We start from the raw sequence: 21,680 nt of genomic DNA on the forward strand, positions 1-21,680 counted from the left end.
TCGCGGTTGAGCAGACTCTACATTAAAGTGAGGGATCTTTCGGGGGGCAGGTCAAAGGATATGTGGCTGGCAGCTTTTACGGCAAAACAGGGAAAGACGCCGCAAATGATCGGCAGGTCAAAACCCGCCGGGGGATCACCGCGCCCATTCCCACCAAATCTTTATCCTGCGCAGGCAAAGAACCTCAGGACAGATCGCCGCCAGGCATCGGGTTAATCTTTTATCTACAAATACCCTCCGGGCTTCGGCGCACCCGGACGATAATCCAGCGGACCCTTACCCGCAAAGAAGAGCGCATGACCCGATGGCAAGGGCGCGCCCTTTTGCCCTTACAACTGCACCAAAACTTCATCCAGCGTAGCGCCGATCAGGGACAGGCAGCGGTCATTGGAAAAGCGGTGGTCGGCACCTTTGACCAGCACAAGGCGCATGTCCTCGCCCTCGGCATGGGCCAGCAGGTCCAGCGCCCATTGCATCGGCACATCCACGTCAGCGGTGCCTTGCAGGAAGCGGGTAGCGAAGGGCAAAACCAGCGGCCGGGTCAGCACCAGATGGTCGCGACCATCCTCGATCAGACGGCGGGTAATGACATAGGGACTGTCGGCATATTCCGAGGGCAGTTCGACCCGGCCCACTTGTTCCAGCGTGGCGCGTTGGGCGGCATCAAACCCCGCCCAAAAGCCGTTCTGGGTGAAATCCGGCGCGGCGGCGATGGTCACAAGCCCGGCAACCCGGTCAGGCATCGCCCGCGCGATCAGCAGGCTGATCCAACCGCCCATGCTGGAACCGACCAGAACCTGCGGACCTTCGGTCAGGCTGGTGATGGCGCTGGCGGCATCTGCGAACCAGTCACCGATGCAGCCATCCTCGAAATCGCCGTCGGACGCACCATGGCCGGAATAGTCAAAGCGCAGGAAGGCCCGCCCCTGCCGTTCCGCCCAATCCTGCAAGAACAGCGCCTTGCTGCCCTGCATGTCGGATTTGAACCCGCCCAGGAACACCGCCCCCGGCCCTTTGCCCGGCGTCTGGTGATAAGCCAGCCGTCGCCCCTGCGGCGTGTCCAGAAAACCCGTCATTCGATCATCCGGCCAATATTGCGGCCGCCAAGAATATGCAGGTGGAAATGCGGCACCTCTTGCACACCGTCATCGCCCGCATTGGCAATGGCGCGGAACCCCTGCCCGCCTGCGGTCAGGCCGACACCTTCGGAATCCGCCACACGGGCCACCAGCCGCATGAAATCGGTGATTTCCTCGGGGCTGGCATGGGCGGCGAAATCGTCAAGGCTGACATAGGCGCCCTTGGGGATCACCAGCACATGCGTGGGCGCCTTGGGCGAAATATCACGAAAGGCCAGCGCGTGATCGCTTTCGGCCACGGTATCATTGGGAATCTCGCCGCGCAGGATGCGGGCAAAGATATTGCTGTCGTCATAGGCGGGACGCATGGGAACCTCGTCAGTCTTCAAACAGATGCGGCGTGCGGGCCAGTTCTTCGGCCTGATCCTGCGGGATATCGAGGAAGGCGGCAAGGGTCGCGGCATTTTCCGCCTCGGATCGGTGCGGGCTGATGGTGAACAGGGTTTCGATGTCCATTTCCTGAAGCCGCTCGGCCTCATGCTCCAGATCAGAACGCACCACCGGCAACAGCCGGTCCACCACGGCTTGCGGCGATGCCTCGCCCGCCAGCCCGACGCGACGGATATGGCCGCGGATATAGTCATCGGTGAAATCGCTCTCGATGAACAACACCCGCGCATCGGCCTTGTCTCGGGTGAAATCGTCGATCAGTTGCAGCGCAGAAGGATCAAGGCAGATCGCCAGCCGGTTCGATTCAAACTGATCGAACAGCAGCCGGATCAGCGCCTTACGGTGACGCTCCCGCTTGGCCACGGTCTTTTCGACACCACCAAGGTCAGGCAGATTGGCCTGATCCTCGTTGAACAGGAAATCGACGGCAGGGGTTTCGGTGTGCCAGCGAATCGCCGCCGTCAGCCGTTTGGCGATATGCCATTTCTTCGTGATAATCAGATGCAACCGGCTGGAACGCGACAGCGAACCTTCGGTTTCCCAGAACCGTGGCGCAAAGCGGCGGCCGATTCGCCCCCGGCCAACGAGGAAACGGAACAGCCCCTTGCCTTCGTTCGAGATCGGAAAGGCCACATCCTCGGCCTGCCACAGCGCCCCAAGCCGTTCGCGCAACTGGATGGCCTCGGGGCTGATCTTGCGGGCGAACAGATAATTCTGCGCCAGCAACAGGTCGTAATGGTCGTTATAGAACACGACCGGCATCCCGTAATCGGTGAACAGCAGATAGGTCAGGGTGCGGGTGCGGATCTCCTTATCCGCCACCACATGCCGCACCACGGTCTGGAAAAACGTCTCATCAGGGATCCATGTGGTCGCAAAAAACCGCATCACATCGCGGCGCGTATCGCAAAAATCCAGCACCTTTTCAACGGTCTGGCGGCGCAGGCACCACCACTGGCTGCCGATCATCATGCGGATGTCGGCAGGCACCTCGCGGGTGATATTCAACCGGCGCTGAAGCTCATAGAACGCATAGAACAGCCGCGACTGGGTGCGTTCGTTGAAAGGGTGACGATAGATCAGCCGTTCTTCCTTGAAGCCGGTCTTGATCCAGTCGCTTTCAAAGAAATCGAACGATTCAATATAGTCACATTCCTCGGAATCGAGGAAATCATGCGCAAATTGTGCCGTTTTCGTCGGCATACAATCGCCCGACAGCATGTAGAAATGCGTCGCGGACGGAAACGCATCCACAGCAGCACGGACGGCCTCCAGTGTGGCAGCGACCAGCGACCATTCGCCCCAGCCGCATTTCAACCGCTTGCGCGCGAAAACCACCGAAGGGTTCGGGTCAAGCGCCTTGCGGATGGCCGCGTAATCCTCGGGGCGGGCGCGCCCGTCGAAGTGGATCGACACGAAATCCCCCGAGGCCGTCAGGCGTTCCGCCTGCGCGATGATGCCCTTGGGGTCTTTGTGACACAGCAAAATAAAGGCGATGCGGGCCATAACCCCCCACTTTTCGGGTATTTGTGCAACGAAACCAGCTTTTTGTTACGACGAGGCGTTGAAAAACCGGCAATGATTTGTTTTGTCTGTAACGATTTTGGCCGCGCTGGCAAGGTGTGGCAACAGAAACGAAAGGCATTATCATGGGCTTCCCCGGAACCTGGATGACCGAAAGCGAAAGCATGGTCTATCGGGTCGTGCCGAAATGCGCCTGCTCGACCATCGGGCAGATCATGTTCTATTCGGATCATGGCCGCTATTTCGACGGCGACATTCACGACGCGAAAGACGGCATGCACAAATGGGGCCTGCCCGAATCGCAGGACAGCATCGAAAAAGCCGTGCTGGCGCATAAAGCCCCGACCTTTACCGTGGTGCGCAACCCCTATGGCCGCATCCTGTCGTCCTTCTTCGACAAGATCGCCGGCATCCAGCGCAACGGCAAACGCTATCGCGGCAATCTGGTGCCGCAACTGACCCAGCGTTATGGGATCGAGGTCGGCAGCCCCGAGGATGGGTTCGATTTTGACCAGATCAAATCGTTTCGCCGGTTCCTGCTGTTCGCCCGCGACACCATCCGCTGGCGCCGCCCGATGGAACCTGACATCCATTGGTCGGCCATGTCGGGCCATATCTCGACCTTCATCGTGAACGGCGGGCGTTACGACCGCATCTTCTTTACCGAGAAGTTCAACGAGGGGATGGAAGATTTCCTGAAACTGACCGACACCCCGCATAAGGTCGATGTGAACGCCGTGCCGCGGTTCAACGAATCCGAAGGTCACGGGCCAAAGCGGGCGCATAAGATCAGCGATTATTTCGACGACCTGTCCCGCCATCTCGTGTGGGAAATCTACAAAAAGGATTTCCAGCTTTTCCAGTATGATTTCGACGACCCCGACAACAAGATGCCCAAGGGCGAGGTTGATCTGGACGAGGTTCACGCCAAGCTGGGCCGCTGACAAGGGGCGCTGCCCCTCGACGCTTTCAGCGTCTCACCCCGGGATATTTGGGGACAAAAGAGAGGGAAAGGCGGGGTCAGGCCCCGCCTTTTTTCGTTATTCCAAGTGGCTTTCCAGGAACCACAGGTCCTTGTCAGCCTCGCGGCTGGCAGCCGTGAACAGATCCGCCGTCCCTGCATCGCCCGCCGCATCCGTGGTGTCGATCCCGGCACGATAGCCGCCGCCGACCTGACGCAGACGGTCGCAGATCGCTTTGATATGATCCTCAGCCTTGGTCAGATCGGTGGGATAGGGAGCAAGGCTGCTGGCCTTCGAGACTTCCTCCAGCGTGCCAAGCGCAACGCCGTCCAGTTGTTGCACACGTTCGGCCATAGTGTCGATCTGGTCCAGAATACGGGCGTTGACCTGATCCAGAAGTTCATGCACCGCGATAAAATTGCGGCCCTTTACGTTCCAATGTGCTTGCTTGATCGCCAAGCTCAGCGCAATCGCGTTGGCCAGATTCGCATTCAGCGTTTCAATCGAGGTTTTGCGGGCATTGTCTTCCAGTCCGTGCAGTTTGACAGCCATGACGGCCTCCTGATGGTGGTTGGTCAGTCAGAAAACCCCTGCCGCGCTGAACTGTTCCATACGCAATAAAAACGGCGCCCCGAAGGACGCCGTTTTCAGCTTGTTCCGAAGGTCGGGCGATTACTGCGCGCCTTCGATGAATTTCACCGCGTCGCCAAAGGTCTGGATGTTTTCGGCGGCGTCATCGGGGATTTCGATGCCGAATTCTTCCTCGAAGGCCATGACCAGCTCGACCGTGTCGAGGCTGTCCGCACCCAGATCGTCGATGAACGAAGCCGATTCGACGACTTTGTCTTCGTCAACGCCCAGATGTTCGACGACGATTTTCTTCACGCGATCAGAGATATCGCTCATGTCTATTCCTCATTTTCGCGGGCATCCGCCCAATTGAACGGGCCATGCCCGCGCAGCCGAAGGCGGTTACCCTGCGGCCTTGATGGGGGCATATAGCACCCGCCGGGCTGCTTGCAACCGCTTTTGCCATTTTTTCAGACCATCGCCATGCCGCCATTCACATGCAGCGTGGCCCCGGTGACATATCCGGCCTCGGGGCTGGACAGATACAGCACGGCGGCGGCGATGTCCTCGGGGCTGCCCATCTGACCGGCGGGAATCTGCGTCAGGATCTTGCCCTTCTGTTCGTCGTTCAGTTTGTCGGTCATGGCGGTGGCGATAAAGCCGGGGGCCACGCAATTCACGGTAATGCCACGGCTGGCGACCTCATAGGCCAGCGATTTGGACATGCCGACCAGCCCCGCCTTGGCCGCAGCATAATTGCCCTGCCCCGGATTGCCGGTAGTGCCGACCACGCTGGTGATATTCACGATCCGGCCCCAACGCGCCTTCATCATGCCGCGCAAAACCCCGCGCATCAGCCGGAACGAGCTGGTCAGGTTCACATCCAGAACCTGCGCCCATTCCTCATCCGACATGCGCATGAACAGATTGTCACGGGTGATTCCGGCATTATTGACCAGAATATCCACCCCACCCATCGCCTCAGCGGCGGCCTTGGGCAGCGCCTCGACGGCCTCCGCATCACCCAGATTGGCGGTCACGACATAGGCACGATCGCCCAGCTTCGCCGCCAGCTCTGCCAGCGGTGCTTCCCGCGTCCCGGACAAGGCCACCACGGCCCCCGCCTGATGCAGCGCCGCGGCAATCGCGCCGCCGATCCCGCCCGAGGCACCAGTCACCAGCGCCCGCTTACCTGTCAGATCGAACATCAGCGATCCTTTCTTCTTCATAAAAATATCCTCGGGGGTGCGGGGGCAGACAGCCCCCGCGTCCTCCATCAGCCTTTCAGCGCCGCAATATCCGCAGGAGCGCCAAAGTTCCGCACCATCGCATCTTTGGCAATGCGCTTGATCATCCCGGACAAAGCCTTGCCCGCACCGATTTCCCAGAACTCGGTCACACCATTGCCGGCCATCCATTCCACCGATTCGCGCCAGCGCACCGCGCCCGTGACCTGTTCCACCAGCAGGCGGCGGATGGCGCCCGGTTCCTGCACCGGCTCGGCCCGCACATTGGCGATAACCGGCACCGCAGGCATGGCAATATCCACTGCGGCCAGCGCGTCAGCCATCACCCCGGCGGCGGGCTGCATCAGGACCGAATGGAACGGTGCCGAAACCGGCAGCATCAAGGCCCGCTTGGCGCCGCGCTCCTTGGCCAGCGCGGCGGCGCGTTCCACGGCATCCTTGTGACCCGAGATCACCACCTGCGCCGGGTCGTTGTCATTGGCCGCCTGGCAGACCTCGCCCTCGGCGGCATCATGGGCCAGTGCCTCGACGGCGGCGAAATCCAGCCCCAGAATGGCCGCCATCGCGCCCTGCCCGACCGGCACCGCCTCTTGCATGGCCTGCCCGCGCAGGCGCAGCAGCCGCGCCGTATCCGCCAGCGAGATCGCCCCCGCCGCGCAAAGCGCCGAATATTCCCCAAGCGAGTGACCCGCGACGAAATCCGCACCCTCGATCCCGAAACCCTCGGCCTCCAGCGCCCGCATGGCGGCGATAGATGTCGCCATCAGCGCCGGTTGCGCGTTTTGCGTCAGGGTCAGGGTCTCGATGTCGCCGTCCCAGATCAGCGCCGAGAGGCTTTCGCCCAGCGCCTCGTCCACCTCATCGAACACCGCCTGCGCGGCGGGATAAGCCTGCGCCAGCTCGCGGCCCATGCCGATCACCTGCGCGCCTTGACCGGGAAACACATATGCCCGCATCGGAAACTTCCTTCTGCATTTGTTTCCCATGCTCTAGCGCATCGCGCGGGGCATCGGCAACCAAATGAAAAGGCCGCCCCCGAAGGGACGGCCCGGAAACGCGCGGCGAAACCGATCAGCCGACCAGTTCCAGCCCCGAGAAGAAGAACGCGATTTCACGCGCAGCCGATTCTGGACTGTCGGAACCGTGGACCGAGTTTTCGCCCTTGGACAGCGCGAAATCCTTGCGGATGGTGCCTGCGGCGGCTTCTGCCGGGTCGGTGGCGCCCATCACTTCGCGGTTCTTGGCAATTGCGCCTTCACCTTCCAGCACCTGCACGACGACGGGTTCGGACGCCATGAACGCGCACAGCTCGCCATAAAAGGGGCGCTCGGCATGTTCGGCATAGAACTGGCCAGCCTGAGCGGGCGACAGGTGGATGCGCTTCGAGGCGACGACGCGCAGGCCCGCATCCTCGAACTTGGCGACGATCTTGCCGGTCAGGTTGCGCTTGGTGGCGTCGGGCTTGATGATGGACAGGGTGCGTTCGGTGGCCATGGTCATAATCCTTGATCTGCGGGGCAAAGCCCGGTTGCGGCGCCCCGGTAACACGGGCAGCGGCGGTTGAAAAGATCAGCCAGCCAGCCGCGCATAGCCATATTTCACCAGCCATAGCCCGACCCGTTCGACCGTGACCTGCGCCAGCCCCAACTGTCGGGCCAGCGCAGCGGTCTGCTGAGGCTGATCGGTCAGCGCGGCCAGTACGCTGGCCATGATCGCCGGGGCTTCCAGCCCGCGCCGCAGCTTTGGCAGGCTGCCCAGCGCCGCCATCTGATCGGGCGATGGCAGACTGGCGGCCAGAGGTGCCAGAACCAGCGCCGCCTGCTGCGGCAGTTGATCCGAAGGCCAGCCCGCGAACATCGAAAACCCCGAGGGCAGCACGGCCGCATCCGCAGGCGGCAGCGCCAGCCCCGCATCGCGCTGACGGCGGGCGCTTTGTTCGGCCCAGAGATCCTGCATCTGCGGCACCACCGCTGCCCAGTCGAACACCTGCCGCGCACGGCGCTGACCCGCCGCCCCCATCCGCGCCCGCAGCCCCGCATCCTGCGCCAGCCGCAGCACCGCCTGCGCCAGCACCTGCGGGTCAAAGCTGCTCATCCCCGACAGCAACGACAGAAAGGCGTGGTAACTGTCGGTGCCAGTCAGAAAACGCAGCGATTCGATGCGGCTGTGTTCAGCCCGCCCGGTCAGGGTCGGGATCAGGATGCCACAATCCGGTGTCACCGTATCGCGCAGACCGTCCCAATCGGTCGCAATCACCGGCAAGCCCGCCGCCATCGCCTCGACCGGAGCAAGGCCAAAGGTTTCTTGAATATTGTCGATAGGGAACAGGAACATATCCGCCCCCGACAGCGCCGCCTTGCGCTGCACCAGGTCGCCACCATCGACGAAATGCAGCACCACATCCGGGGCAAGTTGCGCCGCCGCCCGCTGATAATCCGCCTGTGTGCTGCCAGCCGAGAACTGCCCGACCAACGCATAATGCAGCCGCCCGCCAAATTGCTGCGCCGCCTGTTGCAGCCCGATGAACACCGGCAAAGGATCGAACTTTTCCGCGAAACTCAGCCGCGCCAGGGTCATCACCAGAATGTCACCCTCGGCCAGCCCCAGCCGCGCCCGCAACCCTGCGCCTGCTGCCGGGTCGGGCGCGAAATCCGCCACATGCACCCCCAGCGGGATCACCGGCAGCATCACCCGCGCCGGCACCACCCCGCCAAAGCGGCGGCGGGCGTAATCCTCGACCTGCGCCAACTGGCTTTCCACCGCCGAGCGCACCGCCCGCGAGGTCAGCACCAGCGCATCCCAAGGGGCCAGCGGCGCAAAGACCATCTGCGCGATCTGTTCCATCACGGCGCGGGTGGAAATCGTATGCGTGATCCCGCAGATCGACCACGCCCCCTGCCCCCGCCGCATCCGCGCCCAAGCCTGTCCGGCAAGCCCCGGCGAGGGGTAAAACAGCGTTCCAATCTGCGCCATCCCGGCCTGATAGCTCAGCACCGTTTCGACCGGACGGCCCGGCGCATGGGCCTGCACGAAATCACGAAAGCCGCGCATGGCCGAAGGCGTATCCCCCACGCCCCGCACCGGCCCGTCGCCGCTCTGCGCCAGCCAGCCGCGCAGGAACGATTCGCCCGCCACCCGACGGCCATTGATCCCTTTGCCCGCCGGGTCATAGCCATCACTGGCGAAATAAATCGCCGCCTGTCGTGGATCATTCTGCATCACCATCCCCCTTTGCCTCAGGAAACCCCATGGCCGCAGCAAGTCAACCTGTCAGCAGCCGCCATTGACCCGCCGCGCGGTTTCGGTCATGGGGCGGATATGCTGCGCATCGACGATATTTCCTATTCCATCGCTGGCCGCCCCCTGTTCGAAGGGGCCAGCGCCACCATTCCTGAGGGCCACAAGGTCGGGCTTGTCGGTCCCAATGGCGCGGGCAAGACGACGCTGTTCCGCCTGATCCGGGGCGAGCTGTCACTGGACGGCGGCAGCATCACCCTGCCGCCGCGCGCCCGCATCGGCGGCGTCTCGCAGGAAACCGCCGCTACCAGCGCCAGCGTGCTGAACACGGTGCTGGCCGCCGATACCGAACGCGCCGCACTGCTGGCTGAACAGACCGACGACCCCCACCGCATCGCGGAAATCCAGACCCGGCTGGCCGACATCGACGCCTGGTCCGCCGAGGCCCGCGCCAGCGCCATTCTGCGCGGGCTGGGCTTTGACAGCGCCGATCAGGCCCGCCCGGTCAGCGATTTCTCTGGTGGCTGGCGGATGCGCATGGCGCTCGCGGGGGTGCTGTTCGCGCAGCCCGACGTGCTGATGCTGGACGAGCCGACAAACTATCTGGACCTTGAAGGTGCTTTGTGGCTGGAAGGCTATCTGGCCCGCTATCCGCATACGGTCATCGTTATCAGCCACGACCGCGACCTGCTGAACCGCGCCGTCGGCCATATCCTGCATCTGGAGGACCGGCGACTGACGCTTTACACGGGCGGCTATGACGCCTTTGCCCGCGCCCGCGCCGAACGCCGCGCCCTGCAAATGGCCGAGGCCAAGAAACAGGAAACCCGCCGCGCCCATCTGCAAAGTTTCGTGGACCGTTTCCGCGCCAAGGCCAGCAAGGCCAAACAGGCACAGGCCCGCGTGAAAATGCTGGAAAAGATGGAGCCAATCACCGCCCCGCATGAGGCCGCGCAGTTCCGTTTCACCTTTCCGCAGCCCGAACAGCTTTCGCCGCCGATCCTGTCGCTGGACGGGGTGGCGGTCGGCTACGGCGACCGGCGGGTGCTGTCGCGGCTGGACCTGCGCATAGATCAGGACGACCGCATCGCCCTGCTGGGCCGCAACGGTCAGGGCAAATCCACCCTGTCCAAGCTGCTGGCCGACCGCCTGCCCGCGATGGAAGGGCGCGTGGTGCGCTCGGGCAAGCTGCGCATCGGCTATTTCGCACAGCATCAGGTCGATGAGCTGCATCTGGATGAAACCCCGCTGGACCATATCCGCCGCCTGCGTCCTGACGAAGCCCCGGCCCGGCTGCGGGCGCGGCTGGCCGGTTTTGGCCTGTTCGAAGCGCAGGCCGAAACCCGCGTCGGCCAGTTGTCAGGCGGACAAAAGGCACGGCTGTCGCTGCTGCTGGCGACGATTGACGCACCGCATCTGCTGATTCTGGACGAACCGACCAACCACCTCGACATCGAATCGCGCGAGGCGCTGACCGAGGCCCTGAACGATTATACCGGCGCGGTGGTGCTGGTCAGCCATGACATGCACCTGCTGGGGCTGGTCGCGGATCGGCTGTGGCTGGTCGATCAGGGCCGGGTGACGCCTTATCAGGATGATCTTGACACCTATCGCGCCAGCCTGTTGGGCAGCGCCCCGCCTGCCGAAAAGCCAGAAAAACCCGCGCCCACGAAAAAGCGCCCCTCGCGCGATGCGCTGCTGGAATTGCGGGCCGAGGTCCGCCGCGCCGAAGAACGTGTCGGCAAGCTGACCGAAATGCTGGAAAAGCTGGATATAAAGCTGGCCGATCCGGCAATTTACGGCACCCCGTCCGAGGCCGAGAAATGGGGCAAAAAGCACGCCGAAGCGCGTGAGGCCATGACCCGCGCAGAAGAACTGTGGATGCGGGCGCTGGAAAATCTTGAACTGGCGGAGAATGGCTGATGGGCGTGCTGGTGATCTGTTCGGGCGGGCTTGATTCGGTCTCGCTGGCGCATCGTATCGCGGATGAAGGGCGACTGGCGGGGCTGGTCAGCTTTGACTATGGCCAGCGCCACCGCAAGGAACTGGACTGCGCCGCCGCCTGTGCCGCCCGGCTTGGCGTGGCGCATGACATCGTGGACATCCGCCCCATCGGTGCCTGCCTGACCGGCAACGCCCTGACCGACACCGCCGACGTCCCCGACGGCCATTATGCCGAAGACAATATGCGCATCACCGTTGTGCCGAACCGCAATGCCATCATGCTGACGGCGGCTTTCGGCATCGCCTCGGCCCGTGATCTGTCGGGGGTGGCGATTGCGGTTCATGGTGGCGACCATTTCATCTATCCCGACTGCCGCCCCGGTTTCATCGCGGCCTTTCAGGCCATGCAGGACGCCGCGCTGGATGGCATGGGCCGGATCGAGTTGATCGCCCCCTATCTGAACGGCTCCAAGGCGGATATTGTGACGGATGGCGCGCGCCACCGGACGCCCTTTGCCGAAACATGGTCCTGTTACAAAGGCGGCACGCACCATTGCGGGCGTTGCGGCACCTGCGTGGAACGCGCCGAAGCCTTTGCCGATGCTGGCATCCCCGACCCGACCGCATATGACGACCCGGATTTCTGGCGACAGGCGGTGGCGCAGCGATAGCGGCACAGATGCAACGCCCCGCAAGGAATCGCCGCCTGCGGCACTTCGCGGGATTGCGATATGGCCCGGATTTTGCGATTCAGGCGAAAAGATGAAAGGCCCCACGATGACCAAACTTGCTGCTCTGGCTGTTGCTGCCGCTTTCGCTGCCCTGCCCGCCGGGGCGCAGACGCTTGGCTATAACGTCTCGGCGGATCTTGGCGTGGGTGTGCAATCCCGCCCCGAATACCCCGGCGCTGGCGATAATGAGGCCGCACCGTGGTTCATCCTGCGCGATTTTTCGGTCAGCCGTGGTGATGCGGTTTCCTCTGCTGGCGTGCCGCAGGGCTTTAGCTGGGGCCTGTCCACCGGCCTCGCCCCCGAACGCGATTCGGGCGACTACGCCCGGCTGAACGGTCTGGATAAGGTCAGCCGTGGGGTCGAACTGGGCCTGCGCGCCGGTTACGGCGTGGGTGATGTGCAGGGCTATATCGCCGCCCGCAAAGCCGTATCCGGCCACGAAGGCGTCGTGGGTGAGGTCGGCGTGCGCTATTCCACCAACCTCAACGACCGTATCCGCCTGACCAGCCGGGTTGAGGCGCAATATGGCGACAGCGACTATATGAACAGCTATTTCGGTGTCTCGGCCGCCGAGGTCGCCAATGGTGCGAACTTCCCGGTCTATGAGGCATCCGGCGGGATCAAGGCTGTGCAGGCATCGCTTGAGGCCCGCTATGCCCTGACCGATAGCAGCGCCATTCTTGGCCGCGTTACCGTGGGGCGTCTGAAAAACGACGCTGCCGATTCGCCCATCACCGAGGATAAAAACCAGTTCAGCGTCGGTATCGGCTATGTCCGCAGCCTGAACTTTGGCTTCTGAATAACGACCGGGGGACAGGTCGAAAAGCGGCGGGCTGGCAACAGCACCGCCGCTTTTTAATGCGCCCTGAACAACCAAGGCAAAGCAGCGATCAGCGCCAGCGGCACCGCAATGGCCAGCAACCTGCCCCACCATGGAAAGCGACACGCCTTCCCGGCAGCATCCAGCCAGATTTGCGCCAGCAGCTCATAAATCAGAACCACGACGCTGGCACCTGCAAGTGCAACGATCAGTTGCAGCCAAATACCAACTGTCAGCCCCCCGCCCCTATCCTATCCTGCCCCAACCCGACACCAACAGCGCAAAGCAAGCCCGTCGCAAAGCCGACAAGAAAGCCGATCCAGCTAAAGATCGCATCCAGCGCAGCCTGCCGCATCTTGTCCAATTGCCGCCCAAACCGCGGCCAATCCCCTGCCAAGGCCAGACCGAAGCCCAGCCACAGCATCCAGCCAATCGACATTACCACCGCTGTCACCGGCGGATAGACCACCCCAAGCAGAAGGTTCGCGCGGAAGGGTTCTGCATCACCCTGAACGTAATCCCAAAAAAGGAAAATAAGCGCGACCACCACAGCCATGGCAAAGGCCAGACCAAAGGCCGATAAGGCCCGATAAATTGTCGGTGCGAAAACCGGCCGCCTTTCAGCCACCGTTTACCCCGCCACATCCCGCAGCAGACGCGCACGCCCCGACGGGATGGCGCGGATCTCCAGCCCGGTAAAGACGTGCAACGTGTTCAGTTGCGCATCGACCACCGCATGATCGCTGACCCAGCCGCCCATCATCAGATAGGTGCGCAGCAAGGGCGGCATCCCGGCCAGCGCCGCCTTGGCATCGGGCTTTTTCGCCCGCAAGCGACGGGCAAAGCGGAACACATTGGGCGCTTTGACACGGGGCAGCCAGCGTTTGGGGGCCAGATGGCGGTCCTTCAGCATGGCAAAGGAATCGGCATAGACATCCGGTTCCGTTCCCATGAAAGACGAGCAGCCGAACAACAGTTGCACACCGTTTTCATCGACAAACCGGGTCATAAAAGCCCAAGCCACCCTCAGGATATTGGGATCACGCCATTCGGGATGGATGCAGAACCGGCCCATCTCGACCATCGGCCCGTCAAAATCATGCAGCGCGGTCAGGTTGTAATAACGGGCGGAATAGCTGCGCTCGATATCATCGCCGCTTTCCAGAAGCAGAAAGCGAAAGGTGCAGATCAAGGTGCCGCTGGCGGTATCCTCAACCAGCACATGATGGCATTGCGCGTCGTGATCGTCGGCGTCCAGCGTGTCCTCATCGCCAACGCCGCCGCGCTTGCCAACAAAGGCCAGCCAGCGCAACCGCTGGGCACGGCGCAAATCTTCAGGGGTTTCCGCAAGTCGGGCGATATAACGGCCTTTGAGAAACGACATCTCTGCCTCCGTAACGATCGGCTGCATGACAACCCGCAGCCGGGCGGTCTTGTTCCCTGCCCGGATAAAACTATCTTGTAACATGACTGCAACGGCAAAAAGACAGGGATGTGACATGACTGACCGCGTGACCCGCAGCAAGGCCGAGTGGCAGGCGATGCTGACCCCGGAAGCCTATCGCGTCACCCGCGAGGCAGGAACCGAACGCCCATTCTCGCATCCCGGTTTTCCCGCCGGGCCGGGGCATTACGAATGTGTCTGCTGCGGGGCGCGGCTGTTCGACCAGGACGCCAAGTTCGAAAGCCATTGCGGCTGGCCCAGTTTCAGCCGTGCGGGCGGCGGCATTGACGAACATCACGACGCCAGCCACGGCATGATCCGCACCGAAGTGCGCTGCCATCGCTGCGACGCGCATCTTGGCCATGTGTTCCCAGACGGCCCGCCGCCAACAGGGCTGCGCTATTGCATCAATGGCGTGGCGCTGCGCTTTGTGGCGGATTAGGCCGAAACCTCCGGCAGACGCAGACGCACCCGCTTGATGCGACGGGGGTCAGCGTCCACGATCTCGAACTCGGCCCCGGTTTCATGGGGAATGACCTCGCCGCGCAAGGGGATACGCCCGGCCAGCATAAAGATCAGCCCGCCCAGCGTGTCGATCTCCTCCTCGGCCTCGTCAGTGGTCAGGCGCTGGCCGATTTCGGTTTCCAGATCAGACAGCGGCGCCTTGGCCTGAATCAGCCATTGGCCGGGCTTTTCCTGCACCAACAGGTCGCCCTCGGCCTCATCGTGTTCATCCTCGATCTCACCTATGACCTGTTCGATCAGGTCTTCGATCGTCACCAGCCCGTCAACGCCGCCATATTCGTCAATCACCAGCGCCATATGCGTGCGCTTTTGCTGCATCTGTTGCAACAGCACACCAATCGGCATCGAGGGCGGCACATACAGCAAGGGCCGCAAGAGCGGGCGCAGCGCGAACTTACCCGCAGGAGCCGCGCCAAAGCCGAAACGCAGGGCAAGGTCTTTCAGGTGGACCAACCCCAGCGGGCTGTCCAGCGTGCCGCGAAATACCGGCATTCGGGAAAAGCCATGTTCGCGGAACATCTCGACCAGATCATTCAGGCTGGCATCAATTGGCGCGGCGACAATATCGGCCTTGGGAACAGCCACATCATCGACGCGCAACCGGCGCAGGTTGACCATGCCCGGCGCGGGTGCCGCGCTGGTCTCCACCGCTGTCTCGGCTTCACCATCATTGCCGAACGCCCCCAGCAACCGGCCCAAGAACCCGCGTGAGGCCGGCAGGTCACGCCCTTCACCGCCGATCCCATCCGACCAGTCGGCAGGGTCCGCCGCCACGTTGCTCGCTGCGGAGAGTTGAGGACTAAGGGGGTCTTCTTGTTGCTTATCGCCGCTCATCCGGCCTGTTCCTGATATGGGTCCGAGATTTCAAGACGCCGCAGAATCTGGCGCTCGGCCTCCTCCATCAGCTCGGCGTCGGGGTCGTTTTCATGGTCGAAACCGGCCAGATGCAGCACCGCATGAACCAGCAGATGCGCGACATGATCGGCCATGGTCTTGCCCTGCTCTCCCGCTTCACGCGCACAGGTGTCCCAGGCAATCGCAATATCCCCAAGTTCATCGACCTGCGGGATTTGTGGCCATTCGCCGGGCGCGTGCGGGATATGTTCGACAGCGGGCCATGACAGCACATTCGTGGGCGTAGGCTTGCCCCGGAATTGCGTGTTCAGCGTCGCGATGCGGACGTCATCGCAGCCCATGATCACCACGGCGGGCTGTGGCGCCAATTCCAGATATTCGCAGGCCGCCGCAACCGCAGACTGCGCCAGCGCCTCAAGGCCGGTGTCCAGCCAACGCTCATCCTCGATCACAATATCGACCGGGTCGGGGGTCAGCCCGGCGGGAAGCTCATCCATCCGCGCCACCTTCGGCGGTATCGCCCGCTGCGGGGCGGCGGCTGCCGGGCATCCGGCGCGGGGCCGGGCCGACCTGCGGATCATGCGGATTCAGTTCCATGTCCCGATCATAAGCCTGAATGATCTTCGCCACCAGCGGGTGCCGCACCACATCAACAGCGGTGAAATAGCTGAAACCGATACCCGGCACATCTTTCAGCACCCGCTCGGCCTCGACCAGACCCGAGCCGATGCCACGCGGCAGGTCGATCTGCGTGCGGTCGCCGGTAATCACCATGCGCGAGCCTTCACCAAGACGGGTCAGAAACATCTTCATCTGCATGGTGGTCGCGTTCTGCGCCTCGTCCAGCACCACGAAAGCATTGGCCAGCGTGCGCCCGCGCATAAAGGCCAGAGGCGCGATTTCGATACGCTTTTCTTCCATCAGCTTTTGCAATTGTTTGCCGGGCAGAAAATCGTTCAGCGCGTCATAAAGCGGCTGCATATAGGGATCGACCTTTTCCTTCATGTCGCCGGGCAAAAAGCCCAGACGCTCGCCCGCCTCGACGGCGGGGCGGGACAGGATGATCTTATCGACATGGCCGTTAATCAGCATGGTGACACCCGCCGCGACCGCCAGATAGGTCTTGCCGGTGCCTGCCGGGCCGATGCCAAAGGCCAGTTCATTGGCGAACAGGCTGCGGACATAGGCTTTCTGCGCATCCGTGCGGGGTTCAACGGTTTTCTTGCGGGTGCGCAGCTCGATGTTCCCCGCGGCAAACATCTCAAGCTGTTCGCTGGGACTGACGGTTTCCGTAACCGGATCGACGCCCATGCGCAGGGCCGATTCGACCTCGGCCAGTTCGACCGGGCGACCGCTTTCCAGCCGGGCATAAAGCCCGCGCAGGACACCTGCGGCCTCGGCCTGCGCATCAGAGGGGCCGACCACGGCAAGCTGATTGCCCCGGCGCAGGATATGAACGCCAAGAGCCTCCTCGATCCGGGCCAAATGGCGATCATGCGGACCGCAAAGGTCGATCAACAGGCGATTGTCGGGAAACTCTAACAAGGTTTCGGCGGCGGCGGGGGTTGTCGGGGTCAAACCCAAATCACTCTCCGGTCTGGTCACTGGGTTCAAGGTGGCAAGCCCAAAGGATTCGCGCAAGGGGCCAAAGGTATAAAGCCACAAAGCGGCGGAAAGTTTCACAGGGCAGCATCAGGTTCCCCAGCCAGAAAGGCCCGCAGCACCGGATCGGTGGCCATATCGACCGCCTCCACCGGGCCATGCCAGCGCAGCTTCCCCTTGTGCAGAAGCGCCACGCGGTCGGCGATATGGCGCATACTGGCAATATCATGGGTGATGGTGATGGCGGTCGCGCCGGTCTCGGTCACGATGCTGCGGATCAGCCGGTCAATCATCGTTGCCCGGATCGGGTCCAGCCCGGTCGTTGGCTCGTCGAAAAAGATCACCTGCGGATCGGCAGCGATGGCACGGGCCAGCCCTACGCGCTTGGCCATGCCGCCCGACAGTTCCGCCGGCATCATCTCTGCGACTTCTGGCCCAAGACCCACCCGCGCCAGCTTGTCCACCGCAATGGCGCGGGCGCGGGCGGCAGGCATGGATTGCAGCAGACGGAACGCCACGTTGCGCCAGACCGGCAGGCTGTCGAACAGCCCCGCGCCCTGAAACAGCATCCCGAACCCGTCCATGAACGCCGCGCGGCGGCGGGCGTCCAGCACCTGTCCACGCCACAGGATCTGGCCTGCGTCTGGCACCTCCAGCCCAAGGATCGAGCGCAGCAGCAGCGACTTACCGCTGCCCGACTGTCCGATCACCACCAGATTTTCGCCCCGCGCGATGGTCAGGTCCAGCCCATCCAGCACCTGCCGCGTGCCGAACGCTTTGCGCAAGCCCTTGATTTCGAACTCGGCACTCAAAAGAACAGCCCCGTCAGGACAAAGTTCGCAGCCAGAATCCCGACCGCAGCCGCCACCACCGCCGAGGTCGTCGCCCGCCCGACTCCCGCTGCGCCGCGCCCGGTGCGCATCCCGAACCAGCAACCCGACAGCGCCACGATCAGGCCAAAGGCGACACCTTTCCACAGCCCCGACACCACATCCCAGCGTTCCAGATAGGCCCATGAATTCGCCAGATATTGCGCCGAATTGAACCCAAGCCCCTGCGTCCCGACCAGCCAGCCGCCCATGATCCCCAGCACATCGCCCACCCCGATCAGCAGCGGCACAGTCAGCATCCCCGCCCACAGGCGCGGCGCCACCAGCCAGCGCATCGGATCAGTGGACAGGGTTGCCAGCGCGTCGATCTGTTCGGTGACGCGCATGGTGCCGATCTCGGCCGCGATCGAGCTGGACACGCGCGAGGCCACCATCAGCCCGCCCAGCACCGGCCCCAACTCCCGCGCCATACCGATGGCGACGATGGCGGGAACCACATCGCTGGCCTGAAACCGCGCCCCGCCGGAATGGATCTGCAAGGCCAGCGCCGCGCCGGTAAACAGCGCCGTCAGCCCGACCACGGGCAGCGACAGCCAGCCGATCTGGATGATCTGCTGCACCAGATTACGCGGATAGGCCGGGCCGCCAATCGGCAGGATACCCGCCAGACCACGCCCCAGAAAAATCGCCAGCCGCCCGATCAGCGCCACAAGCGCCAGCGTCATACGGCCAAGGGCGCGGATGGGGTTCACAGATATTCCCGTGCGTATCGCGCAGCAAGCGAGGTCAGAATCTCATAGCCGATGGTTCCCGCCGCGGCACCCACCGCATCAACGCCCTGCGCCGGGCAGATCAGGTCCAGCGCGGGCGGCAGATCATCCAGCCCGGTCACATCGCAGGTGATAAGGTCCATAGACACCCGCCCAACCACCGGGCACGCGCGATCACCCGCAAACAGCGCCACCCGCGGGCGCTGCCCGTCCGACGACAAGGCCCGCAGCACCCCATCGGCATAGCCCGCCGCAACGGTCGCAATCCGGCTGGGCCGCTCGGCCGTCCATGTGTTGGAATAGCCCACAGTCTCGCCCGTCTGCACCAGCCGGGTCTGAATAACTGGCAGGGACAGCCGCACCACCGGCTGCGCGTCCGTAAAGGGCTGACCGCCATAAAGGCCAATGCCGGGGCGGGTCAGGTCGAAGTGATACTCCGGCCCCAGCAAAATTCCCCCGGTCGCAGCCAGCGAACGCGGCGCGGTCACACCTTCGGTCATTTCGCGGAACGCCTGCAATTGCTGGCGATTCATCTGGTGGTCGGGGGCATCGGCACAAGCCAGATGCGACATCACCAGCGCCGGATCGGCAGCCAGCACCTCGGCCCGCAGCCCGGCCCATTCGGATGGCTCAAACCCCAGACGGTTCATGCCGGTGTCAAGCTGAATGCCAAAGGGCTGGCCGGGGCGCTTGGTGCGGTCCCGGAAATATTGTTCCGGGCCGTTCAGCACCGGGATCAGCCCGGCCAGATCAGCCCCTTCCATATGGCCGGACAGCACAAAAATCTGCGCATCATCGGCCAGATACGGGCGGATTGCCTGACCCTCAGAGGCCAGCGCAACAAAGAAATCCCGCGCACCCTCATCATACAGCCGCGCCGCCACACGGGCCGCGCCAAGCCCATAAGAGTCGGCCTTGACCACCGCAGCAGCCCGCGCCCCCGGCGACAATACCGCCAGCGCCCGCCAGTTTGCGGCGATGGCGTTCAGGTCGATGCTCAGGCGGGCGCTGCTCTGGTCCATTATTCCGTAACTTTCTTGACGAATTGCGATTTCAGCCCGATCTGGCCAAAGCCCGGCACTTTGCAATCAATATCGTGATCGCCGTCCACCAGACGGATGCCGCGCACCTTGGTGCCAACCTTGATGACCGAGGACGAGCCTTTCAGCTTCAGATCCTTGATGACCGTGACCGTATCGCCATCCGCCAACACATTGCCCACGCTGTCGCGCACCTGCGGCGTATCGTCGCTGGCGGCGGCATCCGCCGACCATTCATGGCCACATTCCGGGCAAGTCAGCAGGGCATCCACCTGATAAACATAGGCGGACGAACATTCGGGGCATGGGGGCAGGTTCTCACTCATGCCCGGCTTATAGCCCCGTCGCCCCGGCCCCGCCACCAAAAGATCGCACGGGCTTCGGGCGACTTCGCATTTTTGCAATTTGCAATTCAATTCAGCTATATATTTTGCAAATATTCCCGATTTTCCTTTATTGCCTACATCTTGCGCCGTAAGCTGCCCCAAACCGTCATATTCGGAGGGGCGAGATGAAGGACATCCTGAACCAGTTGGAAACCCGGCGCGAGGCCGCACGCCTTGGCGGCGGGCAGGCGCGGATCGACGCGCAGCACGCCCGCGGCAAGCTGACCGCCCGCGAACGCATCGACCTGCTGCTGGACGAAGGCAGCTTTGAGGAGTTCGACATGTTCGTGGCCCATCGCTCGACCGAGTTCGGGATGGAAAACGACCGCCCTGCAGGCGATGGCGTCGTGACCGGCTGGGGAACGATCAACGGCCGCATGGTCTATGTGTTCTCGCAGGATTTCACCGTATTCGGCGGCAGCCTCTCGGAAACCCATGCGCAGAAAATCTGCAAGATCATGGATATGGCGATGCAGAACGGTGCGCCGGTCATTGGCCTGAACGATTCGGGTGGCGCGCGGATTCAGGAAGGCGTCGCCAGCCTTGCAGGCTATGCCGAGGTGTTCCAGCGCAACATCATGGCCTCTGGCGTGGTGCCGCAGATCAGCGTTATCATGGGGCCTTGCGCGGGCGGCGCGGTCTATTCACCGGCGATGACCGACTTTATCTTCATGGTGCGCGACACGTCCTATATGTTCGTGACCGGCCCCGATGTGGTGAAAACCGTCACCAATGAGGTCGTCACCGCCGAGGAATTGGGCGGTGCCAGCACCCACACCAAGAAATCCAGCGTGGCCGATGGCGCCTTTGATAACGATGTCGAGGCCCTGACCGAGATTCGCCGCCTGTTCGATTTCCTGCCGCTGTCGAACCGCGACAAGGCCCCCACACGCCCGTTCTTTGACGACCCGCTGCGGGTCGAGGCCAGCCTTGATACGCTGGTGCCGGACAACCCGAACCAGCCCTATGATATGAAAGAGCTTATCACCAAACTGGCGGATGAGGGCGATTTCTATGAGATTCAAAAGGATTACGCCGGGAATATCGTGATCGGCTTTATCCGCATCGAGGGCCAGACCGTCGGCGTCGTCGCCAACCAGCCGATGGTGCTGGCGGGCTGTCTGGACATTGACTCCAGCCGCAAGGCCGCGCGTTTCGTGCGCTTCTGCGATGCGTTCAGCATCCCGATTCTGACGCTGGTGGATGTGCCGGGCTTTCTGCCGGGCACCTCGCAGGAATATGGCGGGGTTATCAAACACGGCGCAAAGCTGCTGTTCGCCTATGGCGAAGCGACCGTGCCGAAAGTCACCGTCATCACCCGCAAAGCCTATGGCGGGGCCTATGACGTGATGTCCTCGAAACACCTGCGGGGCGATTTCAACTATGCCTGGCCCACGGCGGAAATCGCGGTGATGGGTGCGAAAGGCGCAGTCGAGATCCTCTATCGCAAGGAATTGGGCGACGCCGACAAGATCGCGGCCCGCACCAAGGATTACGAGGGCCGTTTCGCCAACCCCTTCGTGGCGGCGGAAAAAGGCTTTATCGACGAGGTGATTCAGCCGCGTTCGACCCGCAAGCGGATCGCGCGTGCCTTTGCCAGCCTGCGCACGAAAGAGCTGAAGAACCCGTGGAAAAAGCACGATAACATCCCGCTGTAACGCCCG

Annotated in this window: 25 protein-coding genes; 6 read left to right on the plus strand and 19 right to left on the minus strand. The window is 62.8% G+C overall.

The window, feature by feature from the left end; genetic code table 11:
* Nucleotides 1–329 precede the first annotated feature (329 nt).
* Genes Q4G24_RS14400 through Q4G24_RS14410 form a run of 3 tightly spaced genes read right to left on the minus strand, consistent with a single transcriptional unit; the run spans nucleotide 330 to nucleotide 3,035 of the window.
* The gene (locus Q4G24_RS14400) at nucleotides 330–1,076 is read right to left on the minus strand and encodes an alpha/beta fold hydrolase (protein WP_303367237.1); all 747 of its coding nucleotides are present in this window, start codon (nucleotides 1,074–1,076) and stop codon (nucleotides 330–332) included.
* Nucleotides 1,073–1,447, minus strand: coding sequence for an HIT domain-containing protein (locus tag Q4G24_RS14405; RefSeq protein WP_303367238.1), 375 nt, complete (start codon nucleotides 1,445–1,447; stop codon nucleotides 1,073–1,075). Before Q4G24_RS14405 ends, Q4G24_RS14400 begins: the two co-directional genes overlap by 4 nt.
* Nucleotides 1,448–1,457: 10 nt before the next feature.
* Nucleotides 1,458–3,035 (minus strand): DUF5928 domain-containing protein, encoded by a 1,578-nt coding sequence (locus Q4G24_RS14410; RefSeq protein WP_303367239.1) that lies wholly within the window; start codon nucleotides 3,033–3,035, stop codon nucleotides 1,458–1,460.
* 143 nt (nucleotides 3,036–3,178) lie between these two features.
* Between Q4G24_RS14410 and Q4G24_RS14415 the strand changes: the two genes are divergently transcribed.
* A complete protein-coding gene (locus tag Q4G24_RS14415; RefSeq protein WP_303367240.1) occupies nucleotides 3,179–3,997 on the plus strand; it encodes a sulfotransferase family protein in 819 nt (272 codons plus the stop codon).
* A 96-nt stretch (nucleotides 3,998–4,093) separates the two neighbouring features.
* Here Q4G24_RS14415 and dps read toward each other — a convergent pair whose 3' ends face one another.
* The 6 genes from dps to Q4G24_RS14445 form a co-directional block, all read right to left on the minus strand.
* Nucleotides 4,094–4,567, minus strand: a complete 474-nt coding sequence (gene dps / locus Q4G24_RS14420; RefSeq protein WP_303367241.1) for a DNA starvation/stationary phase protection protein Dps — start codon at nucleotides 4,565–4,567, stop codon at nucleotides 4,094–4,096.
* 120 nt (nucleotides 4,568–4,687) lie between these two features.
* Nucleotides 4,688–4,921, minus strand: coding sequence for an acyl carrier protein (locus Q4G24_RS14425; RefSeq protein ID WP_303367242.1), 234 nt, complete (start codon nucleotides 4,919–4,921; stop codon nucleotides 4,688–4,690).
* A 134-nt stretch (nucleotides 4,922–5,055) separates the two neighbouring features.
* The gene (gene fabG, locus Q4G24_RS14430; protein ID WP_303367243.1) at nucleotides 5,056–5,793 is read right to left on the minus strand and encodes a 3-oxoacyl-ACP reductase FabG; all 738 of its coding nucleotides are present in this window, start codon (nucleotides 5,791–5,793) and stop codon (nucleotides 5,056–5,058) included.
* Nucleotides 5,794–5,861: 68 nt separating this feature from the next.
* The gene (fabD, locus tag Q4G24_RS14435; RefSeq protein ID WP_303367244.1) at nucleotides 5,862–6,788 is read right to left on the minus strand and encodes an ACP S-malonyltransferase; all 927 of its coding nucleotides are present in this window, start codon (nucleotides 6,786–6,788) and stop codon (nucleotides 5,862–5,864) included.
* Nucleotides 6,789–6,903: 115 nt separating this feature from the next.
* A complete protein-coding gene (gene ndk / locus Q4G24_RS14440) occupies nucleotides 6,904–7,326 on the minus strand; it encodes a nucleoside-diphosphate kinase (RefSeq protein ID WP_303367245.1) in 423 nt (140 codons plus the stop codon).
* Between the two features lie 75 nt (nucleotides 7,327–7,401).
* Complete coding sequence (locus Q4G24_RS14445) at nucleotides 7,402–9,051, minus strand: glycosyltransferase family 4 protein (protein ID WP_303367246.1); 1,650 nt, start codon at nucleotides 9,049–9,051, stop codon at nucleotides 7,402–7,404.
* A 99-nt stretch (nucleotides 9,052–9,150) separates the two neighbouring features.
* Between Q4G24_RS14445 and Q4G24_RS14450 the strand changes: the two genes are divergently transcribed.
* The 3 genes from Q4G24_RS14450 to Q4G24_RS14460 all read left to right on the plus strand — a co-directional run bounded on the left by Q4G24_RS14450 (nucleotide 9,151) and on the right by Q4G24_RS14460 (nucleotide 12,543).
* Nucleotides 9,151–10,992, plus strand: a complete 1,842-nt coding sequence (locus tag Q4G24_RS14450; protein ID WP_303367247.1) for an ABC-F family ATP-binding cassette domain-containing protein — start codon at nucleotides 9,151–9,153, stop codon at nucleotides 10,990–10,992.
* Nucleotides 10,992–11,684 (plus strand): 7-cyano-7-deazaguanine synthase QueC, encoded by a 693-nt coding sequence (queC, locus tag Q4G24_RS14455; RefSeq protein ID WP_303367248.1) that lies wholly within the window; start codon nucleotides 10,992–10,994, stop codon nucleotides 11,682–11,684. The genes Q4G24_RS14450 and queC overlap by 1 nt, the downstream gene beginning before the upstream one ends.
* A 106-nt stretch (nucleotides 11,685–11,790) precedes the next feature.
* Nucleotides 11,791–12,543: a MipA/OmpV family protein gene (locus Q4G24_RS14460; RefSeq protein WP_303367249.1), complete on the plus strand. Its 753-nt coding sequence runs from the start codon at nucleotides 11,791–11,793 to the stop codon at nucleotides 12,541–12,543.
* 56 nt (nucleotides 12,544–12,599) lie between these two features.
* Here Q4G24_RS14460 and Q4G24_RS14465 read toward each other — a convergent pair whose 3' ends face one another.
* From Q4G24_RS14465 to Q4G24_RS14475, 3 genes are read right to left on the minus strand one after another with little or no spacing between them, the layout of a single operon-like run.
* Nucleotides 12,600–12,746: a hypothetical protein gene (locus Q4G24_RS14465; protein WP_303367250.1), complete on the minus strand. Its 147-nt coding sequence runs from the start codon at nucleotides 12,744–12,746 to the stop codon at nucleotides 12,600–12,602.
* A 50-nt stretch (nucleotides 12,747–12,796) separates the two neighbouring features.
* Nucleotides 12,797–13,192 carry a hypothetical protein gene (locus Q4G24_RS14470; protein WP_303367251.1) on the minus strand — a complete coding sequence of 132 codons (396 nt, stop codon included), beginning with the start codon at nucleotides 13,190–13,192 and terminating at the stop codon, nucleotides 12,797–12,799.
* 3 nt (nucleotides 13,193–13,195) lie between these two features.
* Nucleotides 13,196–13,948, minus strand: a complete 753-nt coding sequence (locus Q4G24_RS14475) for a GNAT family N-acetyltransferase (protein ID WP_303367252.1) — start codon at nucleotides 13,946–13,948, stop codon at nucleotides 13,196–13,198.
* Between the two features lie 115 nt (nucleotides 13,949–14,063).
* Here Q4G24_RS14475 and msrB point away from each other — a divergent pair, with 115 nt between their 5' ends.
* Nucleotides 14,064–14,450, plus strand: coding sequence for a peptide-methionine (R)-S-oxide reductase MsrB (msrB, locus tag Q4G24_RS14480; RefSeq protein ID WP_303367253.1), 387 nt, complete (start codon nucleotides 14,064–14,066; stop codon nucleotides 14,448–14,450).
* On the opposite strand, the gene Q4G24_RS14485 is transcribed toward msrB, so the two are convergent.
* From Q4G24_RS14485 to Q4G24_RS14515, 7 genes are all read right to left on the minus strand, one after another.
* The gene (locus tag Q4G24_RS14485) at nucleotides 14,447–15,307 is read right to left on the minus strand and encodes a CBS domain-containing protein (RefSeq protein WP_303367254.1); all 861 of its coding nucleotides are present in this window, start codon (nucleotides 15,305–15,307) and stop codon (nucleotides 14,447–14,449) included. The two genes, msrB and Q4G24_RS14485, sit on opposite strands and share 4 nt — an antisense overlap.
* Nucleotides 15,308–15,363: 56 nt before the next feature.
* Entirely contained in the window at nucleotides 15,364–15,885 is a 522-nt protein-coding gene (gene ybeY / locus Q4G24_RS14490) for an rRNA maturation RNase YbeY (protein WP_303367255.1), read from the minus strand.
* The gene (locus Q4G24_RS14495; RefSeq protein WP_303367256.1) at nucleotides 15,878–16,972 is read right to left on the minus strand and encodes a PhoH family protein; all 1,095 of its coding nucleotides are present in this window, start codon (nucleotides 16,970–16,972) and stop codon (nucleotides 15,878–15,880) included. The genes ybeY and Q4G24_RS14495 overlap by 8 nt, the downstream gene beginning before the upstream one ends.
* Nucleotides 16,973–17,067: 95 nt before the next feature.
* The gene (locus Q4G24_RS14500) at nucleotides 17,068–17,802 is read right to left on the minus strand and encodes an ABC transporter ATP-binding protein (RefSeq protein WP_303367257.1); all 735 of its coding nucleotides are present in this window, start codon (nucleotides 17,800–17,802) and stop codon (nucleotides 17,068–17,070) included.
* Complete coding sequence (locus Q4G24_RS14505) at nucleotides 17,799–18,572, minus strand: ABC transporter permease (RefSeq protein ID WP_303367258.1); 774 nt, start codon at nucleotides 18,570–18,572, stop codon at nucleotides 17,799–17,801. The genes Q4G24_RS14500 and Q4G24_RS14505 overlap by 4 nt, the downstream gene beginning before the upstream one ends.
* Complete coding sequence (alr, locus tag Q4G24_RS14510; RefSeq protein WP_303367259.1) at nucleotides 18,569–19,612, minus strand: alanine racemase; 1,044 nt, start codon at nucleotides 19,610–19,612, stop codon at nucleotides 18,569–18,571. The genes Q4G24_RS14505 and alr overlap by 4 nt, the downstream gene beginning before the upstream one ends.
* Nucleotides 19,612–19,956: a zinc ribbon domain-containing protein YjdM gene (locus Q4G24_RS14515; RefSeq protein ID WP_303367260.1), complete on the minus strand. Its 345-nt coding sequence runs from the start codon at nucleotides 19,954–19,956 to the stop codon at nucleotides 19,612–19,614. Before Q4G24_RS14515 ends, alr begins: the two co-directional genes overlap by 1 nt.
* A gap of 185 nt (nucleotides 19,957–20,141) precedes the next feature.
* On the opposite strand from Q4G24_RS14515, the gene Q4G24_RS14520 reads away from it, so the two are divergent.
* Nucleotides 20,142–21,674: an acyl-CoA carboxylase subunit beta gene (locus tag Q4G24_RS14520; protein WP_303367261.1), complete on the plus strand. Its 1,533-nt coding sequence runs from the start codon at nucleotides 20,142–20,144 to the stop codon at nucleotides 21,672–21,674.
* Nucleotides 21,675–21,680: the final 6 nt, after the last annotated feature.

This window comes from Paracoccus sp. (in: a-proteobacteria) (assembly GCF_030538695.1).
In the GTDB taxonomy this organism is placed as follows: domain Bacteria; phylum Pseudomonadota; class Alphaproteobacteria; order Rhodobacterales; family Rhodobacteraceae; genus Paracoccus.